The sequence below is a fragment of the Streptomyces sp. NBC_00259 genome, assembly GCF_036181745.1.
In the GTDB taxonomy this organism is placed as follows: domain Bacteria; phylum Actinomycetota; class Actinomycetes; order Streptomycetales; family Streptomycetaceae; genus Streptomyces; species Streptomyces pratisoli.
On the sequence record NZ_CP108080.1, the window covers coordinates 5,772,140 to 5,787,846 of the forward strand.

The window sequence follows — 15,707 nt, forward strand, 5'->3', positions numbered from 1 at the left end:
AGACCGGCCCGCACACAAGGCGCGCTTCTCCGCCACCGTCCTCCCGCCACACGGGCCGGGGGACGCAGACGAGGAGATATCGCTAGTGGAGAACGAGACCCACTACGCCGAGGCCGTCATCGACAACGGCTCCTTCGGCACCCGTACCATCCGCTTCGAGACGGGCCGCCTGGCCAAGCAGGCCGCCGGTTCCGCCGTGGCGTATCTGGACGACGACACCATGGTGCTGTCGGCCACCACCGCGTCCAAGAACCCCAAGGACCAGCTGGACTTCTTCCCTCTGACGGTCGACGTCGAGGAGCGGATGTACGCCGCGGGCAAGATCCCCGGCTCCTTCTTCCGCCGTGAGGGCCGCCCGTCCGAGGACGCGGTCCTCACCTGCCGCCTGATCGACCGCCCGCTGCGTCCGTCCTTCAAGAAGGGCCTGCGCAACGAGATCCAGATCGTCGAGACGATCATGGCGCTCAACCCCGACCACCTGTACGACGTGGTCGCGATCAACGCCGCCTCCTGCTCCACGCAGCTGGCCGGCCTGCCCTTCTCCGGCCCGATCGGCGGCACCCGTGTCGCTCTGATCAACGGCCAGTGGGTGGCCTTCCCGACCCACACCGAGCTCGAGGACGCCGTCTTCGACATGGTGGTCGCGGGCCGCGTCCTGGAGGACGGCGACGTCGCGATCATGATGGTCGAGGCCGAGGCCACCGAGAAGACCATCGAGCTCGTCAAGGGCGGCGCCGAGGCGCCGACCGAGGAGGTCGTCGCCGCCGGTCTCGAGGCCGCGAAGCCGTTCATCAAGGTTCTCTGCAAGGCGCAGGCCGACCTCGCCGCCAAGGCCGCCAAGCCGACCGGCGAGTTCCCCGTCTTCCTCGAGTACCAGGACGACGTCCTGGAGGCGCTCACCGCCGCCGTCAAGGACGAGCTCTCGCAGGCGCTGACCATCGCGGGCAAGCAGGACCGCGAGGCCGAGCTGGACCGCGTCAAGGGTCTGGCCGCCGAGAAGCTGCTCCCGCAGTTCGAGGGGCGCGAGAAGGAGATCTCCGCGGCGTACCGCTCGCTGACCAAGTCCCTGGTCCGTGAGCGCGTCATCAAGGAGAAGAAGCGCATCGACGGCCGTGGCGTCACGGACATCCGTACGCTCGCCGCCGAGGTCGAGGCCATCCCGCGCGTGCACGGTTCGGCGCTGTTCGAGCGTGGCGAGACCCAGATCCTGGGCGTCACCACCCTGAACATGCTTCGTATGGAGCAGCAGCTGGACACCCTTTCCCCGGTGACCCGCAAGCGCTACATGCACAACTACAACTTCCCGCCGTACTCCGTCGGTGAGACCGGCCGCGTCGGTTCGCCGAAGCGCCGCGAGATCGGCCACGGCGCGCTCGCCGAGCGCGCCATCGTGCCGGTGCTGCCGACGCGCGAGGAGTTCCCGTACGCGATCCGTCAGGTGTCCGAGGCCCTCGGCTCCAACGGCTCGACGTCCATGGGCTCGGTCTGCGCCTCCACCATGTCGCTGCTGAACGCCGGTGTGCCGCTGAAGGCCCCCGTCGCCGGTATCGCCATGGGTCTGATCTCCCAGGAGATCGACGGCCAGACGCACTACGTCGCCCTCACCGACATCCTCGGTGCGGAGGACGCCTTCGGTGACATGGACTTCAAGGTCGCCGGTACGAAGGAGTTCGTCACCGCCCTCCAGCTCGACACCAAGCTGGACGGCATCCCGGCCTCCGTCCTGGCCGCGGCCCTCAAGCAGGCCCGCGACGCCCGCCTCCACATCCTCGACGTGATGATGGAAGCGATCGACACCCCGGACGAGATGTCCCCGAACGCCCCGCGGATCATCACCGTCAAGATCCCCGTGGACAAGATCGGCGAGGTCATCGGCCCCAAGGGCAAGATGATCAACCAGATCCAGGAGGACACCGGCGCCGAGATCACGATCGAGGACGACGGCACCATCTACATCGGTGCCTCCGAGGGCCCGGCCGCCGAGGCCGCCCGCGCCACGATCAACTCGATCGCCAACCCGACCATGCCGGAGGTCGGCGAGCGCTACCTGGGTACGGTCGTCAAGACCACCACCTTCGGTGCCTTCGTCTCCCTGATGCCCGGCAAGGACGGCCTGCTGCACATCTCGCAGATCCGCAAGCTCGCCGGTGGCAAGCGTGTGGAGAACGTCGAGGACGTGCTCGCGGTCGGCGCCAAGGTCCAGGTCGAGATCGCCGAGATCGACCAGCGCGGCAAGCTCTCCCTCATCCCCGTGATCGCGGACGAGGACGCTGCCGGCGACGATGCCGAGAAGAAGGACGACACCGACAAGTGACGTCCCGTAGTGCCAGGACGACGGCCCGCACCTCCTCGGAGGCGCGGGCCGTCGCCCGTACCCAAACGCTTCTCCAGGGCGAGCACGGCATCGGTACGGTGCGTAAGACCACCCTCCCCGGCGGCCTGCGCATCGTCACTGAGACCCTGCCGTCCGTACGCTCCGCCACCTTCGGCATCTGGGCGCACGTCGGCTCCCGCGACGAGACCCCCTCGCTCAACGGCGCCACCCACTACCTGGAGCACCTCCTCTTCAAGGGCACGCACAAGCGCTCCGCCCTCGACATCTCCTCCGCCATCGACGCGGTGGGCGGCGAGATGAACGCCTTCACGGCGAAGGAGTACACCTGCTACTACGCGCGGGTGCTCGACACCGATCTGCCGTTGGCGATCGACGTCGTCTGCGACATGCTCACCGGCTCGCTGATCCTCGACGAGGACGTCGACGCCGAGCGCGGCGTCATCCTCGAAGAGATCGCGATGACCGAGGACGATCCGGGCGATGTCGTCCATGATCTCTTCGCGCACACCATGTTCGGTGACACCCCGCTGGGCCGCCCCGTGCTCGGCACGGTCGACACCATCAACGCACTGAACCGCTCCCAGATCGCCCGCTTCTACAAGAAGCACTACGACCCGACCCATCTGGTCGTCGCAGCGGCGGGCAACATCGACCACGCGACGGTCGTACGCCAGGTCCGCAGGGCCTTCGACAAGGCGGGCGCCCTGACGCGTACGGACGGCCTGCCGGTCGCCCCCCGTGACGGCAGCAGGACACTGAAGACCGCCGGCCGTGTCGAGGTCCTCGACCGCAGGACCGAGCAGGCCCACGTGGTCCTCGGCATGCCGGGCCTCGCCAGGACCGACGACCGCCGCTGGGCCCTCGGCGTACTGAACACAGCCCTCGGCGGCGGCATGTCCTCGCGCCTGTTCCAGGAGGTCCGCGAGAAGCGCGGCCTCGCCTACAGCGTGTACTCGTACACCTCGGGCTTCGCCGACTGCGGACTCTTCGGCGTCTACGCGGGCTGCCGGCCCAGCCAGGTCCACGACGTACTGAAGATCTGCAGGAACGAACTCGACCGGGTCGCGAACGAGGGACTGGCGGACGACGAGATCGACCGCGCCATCGGCCAGCTCTCCGGCTCGACCGTCCTCGGCCTGGAGGACACCGGCGCGCTCATGAACCGCATCGGCAAGAGCGAGCTGTGCTGGGGCGCCCAGATGTCGGTCGACGACATGCTGGCGAACATAGCCGCGGTCACTCCCGACGACGTCCGCGCGGTGGCCCGTGAGGTCCTGGGGCAACGGCCCTCGCTGTCGGTGATCGGCCCGCTCAAGGACAAGCAGGCCGACCGACTGCACGAATCCGTCTCGTAGAGAGAGCAAGAGCATGAGCAAGCTGCGCGTGGCCGTTCTCGGCGCCAAGGGCCGTATCGGCTCCGAGGCGGTACGGGCCGTCGAAGCCGCCGACGACATGGAACTCGTCGCCGCGCTGGGCCGGGGCGACAAGCTGGAGACCCTTGCCGAGACCGGCGCCCAGGTCGTGGTCGAACTGACCAACCCCGCTTCGGTGATGGGCAACCTCGACTTCTGCGTACGCCACGGCATCCACGCCGTCGTCGGCACCACCGGCTGGACGGACGAGCGCCTCGCGCATCTGCGCACCTCGCTGGACGCTTCCCCCACCACCGGTGGGGAGGCGCCCACCCCGTCGACGGGTGTGCTCATCGCGCCCAACTTCTCCATCGGCGCCGTCCTCACGATGAAGTTCGCCGCCCAGGCGGCGCGCTACTTCGAGTCGGTCGAGGTCGTCGAGCTGCACCACCCCAACAAGGCGGATGCCCCCTCCGGTACCGCCACGCGCACCGCCCAGCTGATCGCCGCGGCACGTGCCGAGGCGGGCTGCGCACCGCAGCCCGATGCCACGGTCACGGCCCTGGACGGCGCACGCGGGGCGGACGTCGACGGGGTGCCGGTGCACGCCGTACGGCTGCGCGGGCTGCTGGCGCACCAGGAGGTCCTGCTGGGCGGGGAGGGCGAGACCCTCACCATCCGCCATGACTCCCTGCACCACAGCAGCTTCATGCCGGGCATCCTGCTGGGCGTGCGGCGTGTGGTGACGACCCCCGGGCTCACCTTCGGCCTCGAGCACTTCCTCGACCTCGGCTGAGTGCCCGGATGCGCGCGAAAGTCTCCTACTTCGTCACGGCTGCCGTCCTCGTCGTCTACTTCGTCCTGGTCGGCAGCCGGGGCGTGATGCTGATCCGGCACGGCACCCTGCTCACCGTGACCTTCGGCGTCGCGGTGCTGATCCTGCCGGTCATCGGTGTCTGGTTCCTCTGGAAGAACACCCAGTTCGTCAGGAAGGCCAACGCGCTGGCCGCCGAGCTCGACGCCGAGGGCGGACTGCCGGTGGACGAGCTGGCGCGTACGCCCGGAGGCCGGATCGACCGCGACTCGGCCGACGCCGTCTTCGCCCAGCGCCGCGCGGAGACCGAGGACTCCCCGGGCGACTGGCGCTGCTGGTTCCGGCTGGCCGTCGCGTACCACGACGCCAGGGACACCCCGCGGGCCCGCAAGGCCATGCAGAAGGCGATCGCCCTGCACGACGGCACGGCGTGAGCGCTGTCGTGGAGCCCGCCCCGGGATGAGTCACGGGGCGGGCGAAGCCGAGGTCAGCTTGCGGCGCCGTACTCCGCGCCCCAGGCCTCGACGGTGTCCGCGGCCCGGTCGAACGCCTCGACGCGTGACAGGAAGTCCGCGTTGTGATCGGTGAGCAGCGGGAGCGGCTCGTCGCCCTCACGGACGAGAACCAGTGCCTGCCCCTGCACGGTGCGCGGCAGCCCGAGCCACCGCACCGGCTGCTGCACCGTGCGCAGGGCCTTGACCTGCCCCCATGACAGGGTCGTCGTGGAGAAGAAGGCCACGCGCCGCAGCCCGTGCCGGCTCACCCAGGCGCCGATGCGCAGAAGCCGCAGCGCCGCGCAGATCATCAGCGACCCGATCCCGATGCAGACACCGGCGCCGGGCAGCGCGCCCGCGAAGGCGATGACCATGGCGGCCAGCAGCACGAACGACGCGAGCAGAAGGATCAGCGCGGCTGCTCCGACCCGCCAGGGGCCAGGACGGTACGGCCGTCGCCACTGGTCGTGGTCTTGATCGTCGAACGGCAGCGCGACATCGTCGTCCGTCGCGTCAAAGGCGCGGTCCGCCGTCAGAAAGGGCAGGGGCACGGCTGGTCCTCACTCATCACCACGATGGGGCTTGTGCCCGGTGAGGCTATCGAGGCGGCCATCAGCCGACCACCCCCGGGGGGCCATGGGGGTGCTTCCCGCCCCCGTTGGAGCGGTGGGGGAGGTCAGCGGCCGTCGGCGCCCCCGGACTGCTGGGCCTGGCTCGGCGCCTTGGGGGAGACCGGGGCCTCCAGGGCCGGCATGCCCAGGAGCAGCGATCCGACCAGCCCTGCCACCACGGTCAGGCCGATCAGCGTACGGCCGACGAGCTGCGAGGCACTGGGTCGCTGCGGGGAAGGCGGGGTGACGTTGCTACGGAAGCGCTCGGCCTCGGCGACGAATGTGAACGGAACGGCCTCTCGCCGGCGGAACATGGAGCGGGCCCCTTTCGGTGTGTGACGGTACGCGGCTACTGGTACAGACGCGTAGAACGGCCACTTGGTGCCCGATTCCGGCGAATTGGCACAGGGAAAATCGGGACGAGCCGCCCCGGCTGTCGTTGTAGTTGATGCGCCGTAGAGAATGGGCGCCGCCCGAGCGACGCAACTGGAAGGACCCCGCCGGTGACACACCCCCACGCCGACATCAAGCCCAGCTTCCGCAGCGATGTCACCGTCGAGCTGGTGAAGCACACCGCCGGCGACTCCGACGTGCTGTGGGCGGCCCGGGTCTCCACCGCGGGCGAGCAGTCCCTGGAAGAGCTCTCGAAGGACCCGGAGCGGTCGAAGGGGCTCATCAACTATCTGATGCGGGACCGCCACGGCAGCCCCTTCGAGCACAACTCGATGACCTTCTTCATCAGCGCCCCGATCTTCGTCTTCCGCGAGTTCATGCGCCACCGCGTCGGCTGGTCGTACAACGAGGAATCCGGCCGCTACAGGGAGCTGCAGCCCGTCTTCTACGTCCCCGACGAGTCGCGCAAGCTCGTGCAGGAGGGTCGCCCCGGGAAGTACGTCTTCGTGGAGGGCACCCAGGCGCAGCAGGAGCTGACCGGCCGGGTCATGGAGGACTCGTACCGCCAGGCGTACGAGGCGTACCACGAGATGCTCGGCGCCGGAGTGGCGCGCGAAGTCGCCCGCTCGGTCCTGCCCGTCGGCCTCTACTCGTCGATGTACGCGACGTGCAACGCGCGCTCGCTGATGCACTTCCTCGGCCTGCGCACCCAGCACGACCTGGCGAAGGTCCCGTCCTTCCCGCAGCGGGAGATCGAGATGGTGGGCGAGAAGATGGAGGAGCACTGGGCCAAGCTGATGCCGCTCACCTACGCCGCCTTCAACGGCAACGGCCGTGTCGCCCCGTAGAGCACAGATGTACGGTCAGCCTTACTCGGTGTCCGTATTGCGGCGTTTCGAGAAGTTCATCTAGGCTGATCAAACGGGCCCGGCACTGCCTGAACCCCCGAGCAGGCAGTGCCGGGCTCCACTGACCACGGCATACGTCACGTCCCCCGAGGGGGCCCTACGCGCTGAGCAGCGAGTAGCGTGTTACCCATGGCTCCGATCTCCACTCCGCAGATCCCCTTCGGGCGGGTCCTCACCGCCATGGTCACGCCGTTCACGGCGGACGGCGCACTTGACCTCGACGGCGCGCAGCGGCTCGCCACCCACCTGGTGGACGCAGGCAACGACGGCCTGATCATCAACGGCACCACGGGTGAGTCCCCGACCACCAGTGACGCGGAGAAAGACCAGCTCGTACGAGCCGTTCTCGACGCGGTGGGCGACCGCGCCCACGTCGTCGCCGGAATCGGTACCAACGACACCCAGCACAGCGTCGAGCTGGCACGCGCCGCGGAGCGCGCCGGCGCCCACGGCCTGCTCGCCGTCACGCCGTACTACAACAAGCCTCCGCAGGAGGGCCTGTACCGGCACTTCACGGCCATCGCCGACAGCACCGGCCTGCCGGTCATGCTGTACGACATCCCGGGCCGCAGCGGCGTACCGATCGACACCGAGACGATCGTCCGCCTCGCCGACCACCCGCGCATCGTCGCCAACAAGGACGCCAAGGGCGACCTCGGCCGCGCCAGCTGGGCCATCGCCCGGAGCGGACTGGCCTGGTACTCGGGCGACGACATGCTCAACCTGCCGCTCCTCTCGGTCGGGGCCATCGGCTTCGTCTCCGTGGTCGGCCATGTGGTCACCCCCGAGCTGCGCGCCCTGATCGACGCGTACACCGAGGGCGACGTCCAGAAGGCCACCGAGATCCACCAGAAGCTGCTCCCGGTCTTCACCGGCATGTTCCGCACCCAGGGCGTCATCACCACCAAGGCGGCGCTCGCCCTGCAGGGTCTGCCCGCGGGCCCGCTGCGCCTCCCGCTCGTCGAGCTCACCGAGGGCGAGACCGCCCAGCTCAAGATCGATCTCGCCGCCGGCGGGGTACAGCTGTAACCACAGACTTCACAACTGAATACGAACAACCCAAACGACAACAGCAAGTGCACGAATGTCATGCGCGCCACGTGCCCAAGCGGTACGTGGCGCGTGTGGTGAGGAGAGTCTTTTGAGTCATCCGCATCCTGAACTCGGCGCCCCGCCGAAGCTCCCCAAGGGCGGTCTGCGCGTCACACCGCTCGGCGGCCTCGGCGAGATCGGCCGCAACATGACGGTCTTCGAGTACGACGGCCGACTGCTCATCGTCGACTGCGGCGTCCTCTTCCCGGAGGAGGAGCAGCCCGGCATCGACCTGATCCTGCCGGACTTCACCACGATCAGGGACCGCCTCGACGACATCGAGGGCATCGTGCTCACGCACGGCCACGAGGATCACATCGGCGCTGTCCCGTACCTGCTCCGGCTCAAGCCGGACATCCCACTGATCGGCTCCAAGCTGACCCTCGCCCTGATCGAGGCCAAGCTGCAGGAGCACCGCATCCGCCCGTACACCCTCGAAGTCGCCGAGGGGAACCGCGAGCGCATCGGCCCCTTCGACTGCGAGTTCATCGCGGTCAACCACTCCATCCCGGACGCCCTGGCCGTCGCCATCCGCACCCCTGCGGGGATGGTCGTCCACACGGGCGACTTCAAGATGGACCAGCTCCCGATGGACGGCCGGCTCACGGACCTCCACGCCTTCGCACGCCTGAGCGAGGAGGGAATCGACCTCCTGCTGGTCGACTCGACCAACGCAGAGGTCCCCGGCTTCGTCCCCGCGGAGCGGGACATCTCGAACGTGCTGCGCGGCGTCTTCGCGGGTGCCCAGAAGCGCATCATCGTGGCCAGCTTCGCCAGCCACGTACACCGCATCCAGCAGATCCTGGACGCTGCCCACGAATACGGCCGCCGGGTCGCCTTCGTCGGCCGCTCGATGGTCCGCAACATGGGCATCGCCCGCGACCTCGGCTACCTCAAGGTGCCGGCCGGCCTCGTCGTCGACGTCAAGACGCTCGACGACCTTCCGGACCACGAGGTGGTGCTGGTCTGTACGGGATCCCAGGGCGAGCCGATGGCGGCCCTCTCCCGTATGGCCAACCGCGACCACCAGATCCGCATCGTCCAGGGCGACACCGTCATCCTGGCCTCGTCACTCATCCCGGGTAACGAGAACGCGGTCTACCGCGTGATCAACGGACTCACCCGCTGGGGCGCGAACGTCATCCACAAGGGCAACGCCAAGGTCCATGTCTCGGGCCACGCCTCGGCCGGCGAGCTGCTGTACTTCTACAACATCTGCAAGCCGAAGAACCTCATGCCGGTCCACGGCGAATGGCGCCATCTGCGCGCCAACGCCGAGCTCGGGGCCATGACGGGCGTCCCCAAGGACCACATCGTCATCGCCGAGGACGGCGTCGTCGTCGACCTGCTGGACGGCAAGGCCAAAATCACGGGCAAGGTCCAGGCGGGGTACGTGTACGTCGACGGCCTCTCGGTCGGCGACGTCACCGAGTCGTCCCTGAAGGACCGCCGCATCCTCGGCGACGAGGGCATCATCTCGGTCTTCGTCGTGGTGGACTCCACGACCGGCAAGATCGTGGGCGGCCCGAACATCCACGCCCGTGGCTCGGGTATCGAGGACGGCGCCTTCGACGCGGTGATTCCGAAGATCCAGGAAGCCATCCACAAGTCCGCGGCCGACGGGGTCTCCGAGCCCCACCAGCTGCAGCAGCTCATCCGTCGCTCGGTCGGCAAGTGGGTCTCCGACACCTACCGTCGGCGCCCGATGATCCTGCCTGTCGTGGTGGAGGTCTGACACCTCGTCGGGTGATCTTGGAGCGGGGCGGCCCTCGATTTGCATCGGCCGCTCCGCTCCAGTACGTTTACGGCTCCGCCTGAGGGAAGTCCAGCGCACTGATGTGCGCTCGGAAGGTCCACTCAACGGGGCGGGAATTCCGACTCAGAGTCTCTGATAAAGTCGGATCAGCCGAAAGGCAAAAGGCCCTCCAACGGCCACTGGAAACGAAATCCGAACCGGGAACGGAACGGAAAAAGAATCTGGTAAGGTTGGAAACACCGAAGGGAAGCGCCCGGAGGAAAGCCCCAGAGAATGTTCTGCGGGTGAGTACGAAGGAAGCGTCCGTTCCTTGAGAACTCAACAGCGTGCCAAAAATCAACGCCAGATTAGTTGATACCCCGTCTCCCATCGTGGAGATGAGGTTCCTTTGAAAAGTCCTACCGGCCCTTGTGGCGGGTAGGCGACACAGCGAGGACGCTGTGTGCGACCGGGACTATTCCTCTTGGTCGCACCGCTCTCGTGGTGTTCGCCCGGATTACCGGGAAGCATTCACGGAGAGTTTGATCCTGGCTCAGGACGAACGCTGGCGGCGTGCTTAACACATGCAAGTCGAACGATGAAGCCCTTCGGGGTGGATTAGTGGCGAACGGGTGAGTAACACGTGGGCAATCTGCCCTTCACTCTGGGACAAGCCCTGGAAACGGGGTCTAATACCGGATACCACTCTCTTCCGCATGGGAGAGGGTTGAAAGCTCCGGCGGTGAAGGATGAGCCCGCGGCCTATCAGCTTGTTGGTGGGGTGATGGCCCACCAAGGCGACGACGGGTAGCCGGCCTGAGAGGGCGACCGGCCACACTGGGACTGAGACACGGCCCAGACTCCTACGGGAGGCAGCAGTGGGGAATATTGCACAATGGGCGAAAGCCTGATGCAGCGACGCCGCGTGAGGGATGACGGCCTTCGGGTTGTAAACCTCTTTCAGCAGGGAAGAAGCGAAAGTGACGGTACCTGCAGAAGAAGCGCCGGCTAACTACGTGCCAGCAGCCGCGGTAATACGTAGGGCGCAAGCGTTGTCCGGAATTATTGGGCGTAAAGAGCTCGTAGGCGGCTTGTCACGTCGGATGTGAAAGCCCGGGGCTTAACCCCGGGTCTGCATTCGATACGGGCAGGCTAGAGTGTGGTAGGGGAGATCGGAATTCCTGGTGTAGCGGTGAAATGCGCAGATATCAGGAGGAACACCGGTGGCGAAGGCGGATCTCTGGGCCATTACTGACGCTGAGGAGCGAAAGCGTGGGGAGCGAACAGGATTAGATACCCTGGTAGTCCACGCCGTAAACGTTGGGAACTAGGTGTTGGCGACATTCCACGTCGTCGGTGCCGCAGCTAACGCATTAAGTTCCCCGCCTGGGGAGTACGGCCGCAAGGCTAAAACTCAAAGGAATTGACGGGGGCCCGCACAAGCAGCGGAGCATGTGGCTTAATTCGACGCAACGCGAAGAACCTTACCAAGGCTTGACATACACCGGAAACGGCCAGAGATGGTCGCCCCCTTGTGGTCGGTGTACAGGTGGTGCATGGCTGTCGTCAGCTCGTGTCGTGAGATGTTGGGTTAAGTCCCGCAACGAGCGCAACCCTTGTCCTGTGTTGCCAGCATGCCCTTCGGGGTGATGGGGACTCACAGGAGACCGCCGGGGTCAACTCGGAGGAAGGTGGGGACGACGTCAAGTCATCATGCCCCTTATGTCTTGGGCTGCACACGTGCTACAATGGCCGGTACAAAGAGCTGCGATGCCGCGAGGCGGAGCGAATCTCAAAAAGCCGGTCTCAGTTCGGATTGGGGTCTGCAACTCGACCCCATGAAGTCGGAGTTGCTAGTAATCGCAGATCAGCATTGCTGCGGTGAATACGTTCCCGGGCCTTGTACACACCGCCCGTCACGTCACGAAAGTCGGTAACACCCGAAGCCGGTGGCCCAACCCCTTGTGGGAGGGAGCTGTCGAAGGTGGGACTGGCGATTGGGACGAAGTCGTAACAAGGTAGCCGTACCGGAAGGTGCGGCTGGATCACCTCCTTTCTAAGGAGCTTCTAGGCCGCCGGGCTTGCCCGGGGGTCCAGAGCCACTACGTCGGCGAATGTCCGACGGTGGTTTGCTCAAGGGTGGAACGTTGATTATTCGGCACGATCAGGATGAGGACTGTTAGTACTGCTTCGGCGTGGAACGCGGAGTCTCGACTGGTTGTGCCGGGCGCGCTGTTGGGTGTCTGAGGGTGCGAGCGTGAGCTCGCCCTTCGCGATGCCGGCCCCAGTGAACTCGTCCTAGAAGGGCGGGGTGGTGGGTGGCTGGTCGTTGCTTGAGAACTGCACAGTGGACGCGAGCATCTGTGGCCAAGTTTTTAAGGGCGCACGGTGGATGCCTTGGCACCAGGAACCGATGAAGGACGTGGGAGGCCACGATAGTCCCCGGGGAGCCGTCAACCAGGCTTTGATCCGGGGGTTTCCGAATGGGGAAACCCGGCAGTCGTCATGGGCTGTCACCCGCTGCTGAACACATAGGCAGTGTGGAGGGAACGAGGGGAAGTGAAACATCTCAGTACCCTCAGGAAGAGAAAACAACCGTGATTCCGGGAGTAGTGGCGAGCGAAACCGGATGAGGCCAAACCGTATGTGTGTGAGACCCGGCAGGGGTTGCGCATGCGGGGTTGTGGGATATCTCTTGACCAATCTGCCGGTTGGTCGACGAGTCAGAAACCGTTGATGTAGGCGAAGGACATGCGAAAGGTCCGGCGTAGAGGGTAAGACCCCCGTAGCTGAAACATCAACGGCTCGTTTGAGTTATTCCCAAGTAGCACGGGGCCCGAGAAATCCCGTGTGAATCTGGCGGGACCACCCGCTAAGCCTAAATATTCCCTGGTGACCGATAGCGGATAGTACCGTGAGGGAATGGTGAAAAGTACCGCGGGAGCGGAGTGAAATAGTACCTGAAACCGTGTGCCTACAAGCCGTGGGAGCGTCGCGCATCGAGTTTACTCGGTGCGTCGTGACTGCGTGCCTTTTGAAGAATGAGCCTGCGAGTTAGCGGTGTGTAGCGAGGTTAACCCGTGTGGGGAAGCCGTAGCGAAAGCGAGTCCGAACAGGGCGATTGAGTTGCACGCTCTAGACCCGAAGCGGAGTGATCTAGCCATGGGCAGGTTGAAGCGGAGGTAAGACTTCGTGGAGGACCGAACCCACCAGGGTTGAAAACCTGGGGGATGACCTGTGGTTAGGGGTGAAAGGCCAATCAAACTCCGTGATAGCTGGTTCTCCCCGAAATGCATTTAGGTGCAGCGTCGTGTGTTTCTTGCCGGAGGTAGAGCACTGGATAGGCGATGGGCCCTACCGGGTTACTGACCTTAGCCAAACTCCGAATGCCGGTAAGTGAGAGCGCGGCAGTGAGACTGTGGGGGATAAGCTCCATGGTCGAGAGGGAAACAGCCCAGAGCATCGACTAAGGCCCCTAAGCGTACGCTAAGTGGGAAAGGATGTGGAGTCGCAGAGACAACCAGGAGGTTGGCTTAGAAGCAGCCACCCTTGAAAGAGTGCGTAATAGCTCACTGGTCAAGTGATTCCGCGCCGACAATGTAGCGGGGCTCAAGCGTACCGCCGAAGTCGTGTCATTGCAGCATGAGGGCCAACGCCCGCTGTGATGGGTAGGGGAGCGTCGTGTGCCGGGTGAAGCAGCCGCGGAAGCGAGTTGTGGACGGTTCACGAGTGAGAATGCAGGCATGAGTAGCGATACACACGTGGGAAACGTGTGCGCCGATTGACTAAGGGTTCCTGGGTCAAGCTGATCTGCCCAGGGTAAGTCGGGACCTAAGGCGAGGCCGACAGGCGTAGTCGATGGACAACCGGTTGATATTCCGGTACCCGCTTTGAAACGCCCAATATCGAATCAGACGATGCTAAGGCCGTGAAGCCGCCCCTGATCTCTTCGGAGTGAGGGGGAGTGGTGGAGCCGCCGGTCCAGATCTGTAGTAGGTAAGTGATGGGGTGACGCAGGAAGGTAGTCCAGCCCGGGCGGTGGTTGTCCCGGGGTAAGGGTGTAGGACGCACGGTAGGCAAATCCGTCGTGCATATAGTCTGAGACCTGATGCCGAGCCGATTGTGGTGAAGTGGATGATCCTATGCTGTCGAGAAAAGCCTCTAGCGAGTTTCATGGCGGCCCGTACCCTAAACCGACTCAGGTGGTCAGGTAGAGAATACCGAGGCGTTCGGGTGAACTATGGTTAAGGAACTCGGCAAAATGCCCCCGTAACTTCGGGAGAAGGGGGGCCATGTCCGGTGATGAGTCTTGCACTCTGAGCTGGGGGTGGCCGCAGAGACCAGCGAGAAGCGACTGTTTACTAAAAACACAGGTCCGTGCGAAGCCGTAAGGCGATGTATACGGACTGACGCCTGCCCGGTGCTGGAACGTTAAGGGGACCGGTTAGCTCCATTTCGGTGGGGCGAAGCTGAGAACTTAAGCGCCAGTAAACGGCGGTGGTAACTATAACCATCCTAAGGTAGCGAAATTCCTTGTCGGGTAAGTTCCGACCTGCACGAATGGCGTAACGACTTCTCGACTGTCTCAACCATAGGCCCGGTGAAATTGCACTACGAGTAAAGATGCTCGTTTCGCGCAGCAGGACGGAAAGACCCCGGGACCTTTACTACAGTTTGATATTGGTGTTCGGTTCGGCTTGTGTAGGATAGGTGGGAGACTGTGAAACTCATACGCCAGTATGGGTGGAGTCGTCGTTGAAATACCACTCTGGTCGTGCTGGATGTCTAACCTGGGTCCGTGATCCGGATCAGGGACAGTGTCTGATGGGTAGTTTAACTGGGGCGGTTGCCTCCTAAAGAGTAACGGAGGCGCCCAAAGGTTCCCTCAGCCTGGTTGGTAATCAGGTGTTGAGTGTAAGTGCACAAGGGAGCTTGACTGTGAGACCGACGGGTCGAGCAGGGACGAAAGTCGGGACTAGTGATCCGGCGGTGGCTTGTGGAAGCGCCGTCGCTCAACGGATAAAAGGTACCCCGGGGATAACAGGCTGATCTTCCCCAAGAGTCCATATCGACGGGATGGTTTGGCACCTCGATGTCGGCTCGTCGCATCCTGGGGCTGGAGTCGGTCCCAAGGGTTGGGCTGTTCGCCCATTAAAGCGGTACGCGAGCTGGGTTTAGAACGTCGTGAGACAGTTCGGTCCCTATCCGCTGTGCGCGTAGGAGTCTTGAGAAGGGCTGTCCCTAGTACGAGAGGACCGGGACGGACGAACCTCTGGTGTGCCAGTTGTCCTGCCAAGGGCATGGCTGGTTGGCTACGTTCGGGAGGGATAACCGCTGAAAGCATCTAAGCGGGAAGCCTGCTTCGAGATGAGGACTCCCACCTCCTAGAGAGGGTAAGGCTCCCAGTAGACGACTGGGTTGATAGGCCGGATATGGAAGCCCAGTAATGGGTGGAGTTGACCGGTACTAATAGGCCGAGGGCTTGTCCTCAGTTGCTCGCGTCCACTGTGTTAGTTCTGAAGTAACGAACACGCCGAGACCACCCCGTGGTCGGCCAGTTCACATCTTCATAGAGTTTCGGTGGTCATAGCGTTAGGGAAACGCCCGGTTACATTCCGAACCCGGAAGCTAAGCCTTTCAGCGCCGATGGTACTGCAGGGGGGACCCTGTGGGAGAGTAGGACACCGCCGAACAATTTTTGAGCCTCAACCCCCGGACCATGTCCGGGGGTTGAGGCATTTTTGCGTTCCACGGGCTGACGTGATGTCAGAAAGCTGGTGCCCGGGCCGATTAGGAGCACGCGTGAGTTCGCGCTAAGATCTGTCTTGTTGCCGCGCGGGAGACCGCGACAGGGCAACTGGCCCCTATAGCTCAGTCGGTAGAGCGTCTCCATGGTAAGGAGAAGGTCAACGGTTCGATTCCGTTTGGGGGCTCCGAACGGAAGAAAGGCCCTCGCCTCGTGGCGGGGGCCTT

General features: G+C 64.6%; 9 protein-coding genes, 1 tRNA gene and 3 rRNA genes. 11 read left to right on the forward strand and 2 right to left on the reverse strand.

From position 1 onward, the window contains the following. Positions 1-85 precede the first annotated feature (85 nt). The 4 genes from OG766_RS26220 to OG766_RS26235 are packed head-to-tail and all read left to right on the forward strand — an operon-like array spanning position 86 to position 4,935. Positions 86-2,314, forward strand: a complete 2,229-nt coding sequence (locus tag OG766_RS26220; RefSeq protein WP_266384072.1) for a polyribonucleotide nucleotidyltransferase — start codon at positions 86-88, stop codon at positions 2,312-2,314. Continuing rightward, entirely contained in the window at positions 2,311-3,690 is a 1,380-nt protein-coding gene (locus OG766_RS26225; RefSeq protein WP_266384074.1) for a M16 family metallopeptidase, read from the forward strand. Before OG766_RS26220 ends, OG766_RS26225 begins: the two co-directional genes overlap by 4 nt. Positions 3,691-3,703: 13 nt before the next feature. Continuing rightward, positions 3,704-4,483: a 4-hydroxy-tetrahydrodipicolinate reductase gene (gene dapB, locus OG766_RS26230; RefSeq protein ID WP_266384075.1), complete on the forward strand. Its 780-nt coding sequence runs from the start codon at positions 3,704-3,706 to the stop codon at positions 4,481-4,483. An 8-nt stretch (positions 4,484-4,491) separates the two neighbouring features. Continuing rightward, positions 4,492-4,935, forward strand: a complete 444-nt coding sequence (locus OG766_RS26235; RefSeq protein ID WP_266384076.1) for a tetratricopeptide repeat protein — start codon at positions 4,492-4,494, stop codon at positions 4,933-4,935. Positions 4,936-4,988: 53 nt separating this feature from the next. Here OG766_RS26235 and OG766_RS26240 read toward each other — a convergent pair whose 3' ends face one another. Both OG766_RS26240 and OG766_RS26245 read right to left on the reverse strand, forming a co-directional pair. Further along, positions 4,989-5,546, reverse strand: a complete 558-nt coding sequence (locus OG766_RS26240) for a hypothetical protein (RefSeq protein WP_266384078.1) — start codon at positions 5,544-5,546, stop codon at positions 4,989-4,991. 125 nt (positions 5,547-5,671) lie between these two features. Beyond that, a complete protein-coding gene (locus OG766_RS26245; RefSeq protein ID WP_328726324.1) occupies positions 5,672-5,920 on the reverse strand; it encodes a hypothetical protein in 249 nt (82 codons plus the stop codon). Between the two features lie 189 nt (positions 5,921-6,109). Between OG766_RS26245 and thyX the strand changes: the two genes are divergently transcribed. The 7 genes from thyX (at position 6,110) to OG766_RS26280 (ending at position 15,667) form a co-directional block, all read left to right on the forward strand. Further along, on the forward strand, positions 6,110-6,847 hold the full coding sequence (gene thyX, locus OG766_RS26250) for an FAD-dependent thymidylate synthase (RefSeq protein WP_266384081.1): 738 nt from the start codon (positions 6,110-6,112) through the stop codon (positions 6,845-6,847). A gap of 189 nt (positions 6,848-7,036) precedes the next feature. Next, positions 7,037-7,936, forward strand: coding sequence for a 4-hydroxy-tetrahydrodipicolinate synthase (gene dapA, locus OG766_RS26255; protein ID WP_266384083.1), 900 nt, complete (start codon positions 7,037-7,039; stop codon positions 7,934-7,936). A gap of 112 nt (positions 7,937-8,048) precedes the next feature. Then, positions 8,049-9,734, forward strand: a complete 1,686-nt coding sequence (locus OG766_RS26260) for a ribonuclease J (protein WP_266384085.1) — start codon at positions 8,049-8,051, stop codon at positions 9,732-9,734. A gap of 530 nt (positions 9,735-10,264) precedes the next feature. Beyond that, positions 10,265-11,790 (forward strand): 16S ribosomal RNA (locus OG766_RS26265). A gap of 309 nt (positions 11,791-12,099) precedes the next feature. Beyond that, positions 12,100-15,224 (forward strand): 23S ribosomal RNA (locus tag OG766_RS26270). Positions 15,225-15,310: 86 nt separating this feature from the next. Continuing rightward, positions 15,311-15,427 (forward strand): 5S ribosomal RNA (rrf, locus tag OG766_RS26275). Together the 16S, 23S and 5S rRNA genes with 1 tRNA gene alongside form the textbook arrangement of a ribosomal RNA operon. 167 nt (positions 15,428-15,594) lie before the next feature. Then, positions 15,595-15,667, forward strand: a tRNA-Thr gene (locus OG766_RS26280). Positions 15,668-15,707 lie beyond the last annotated feature (40 nt).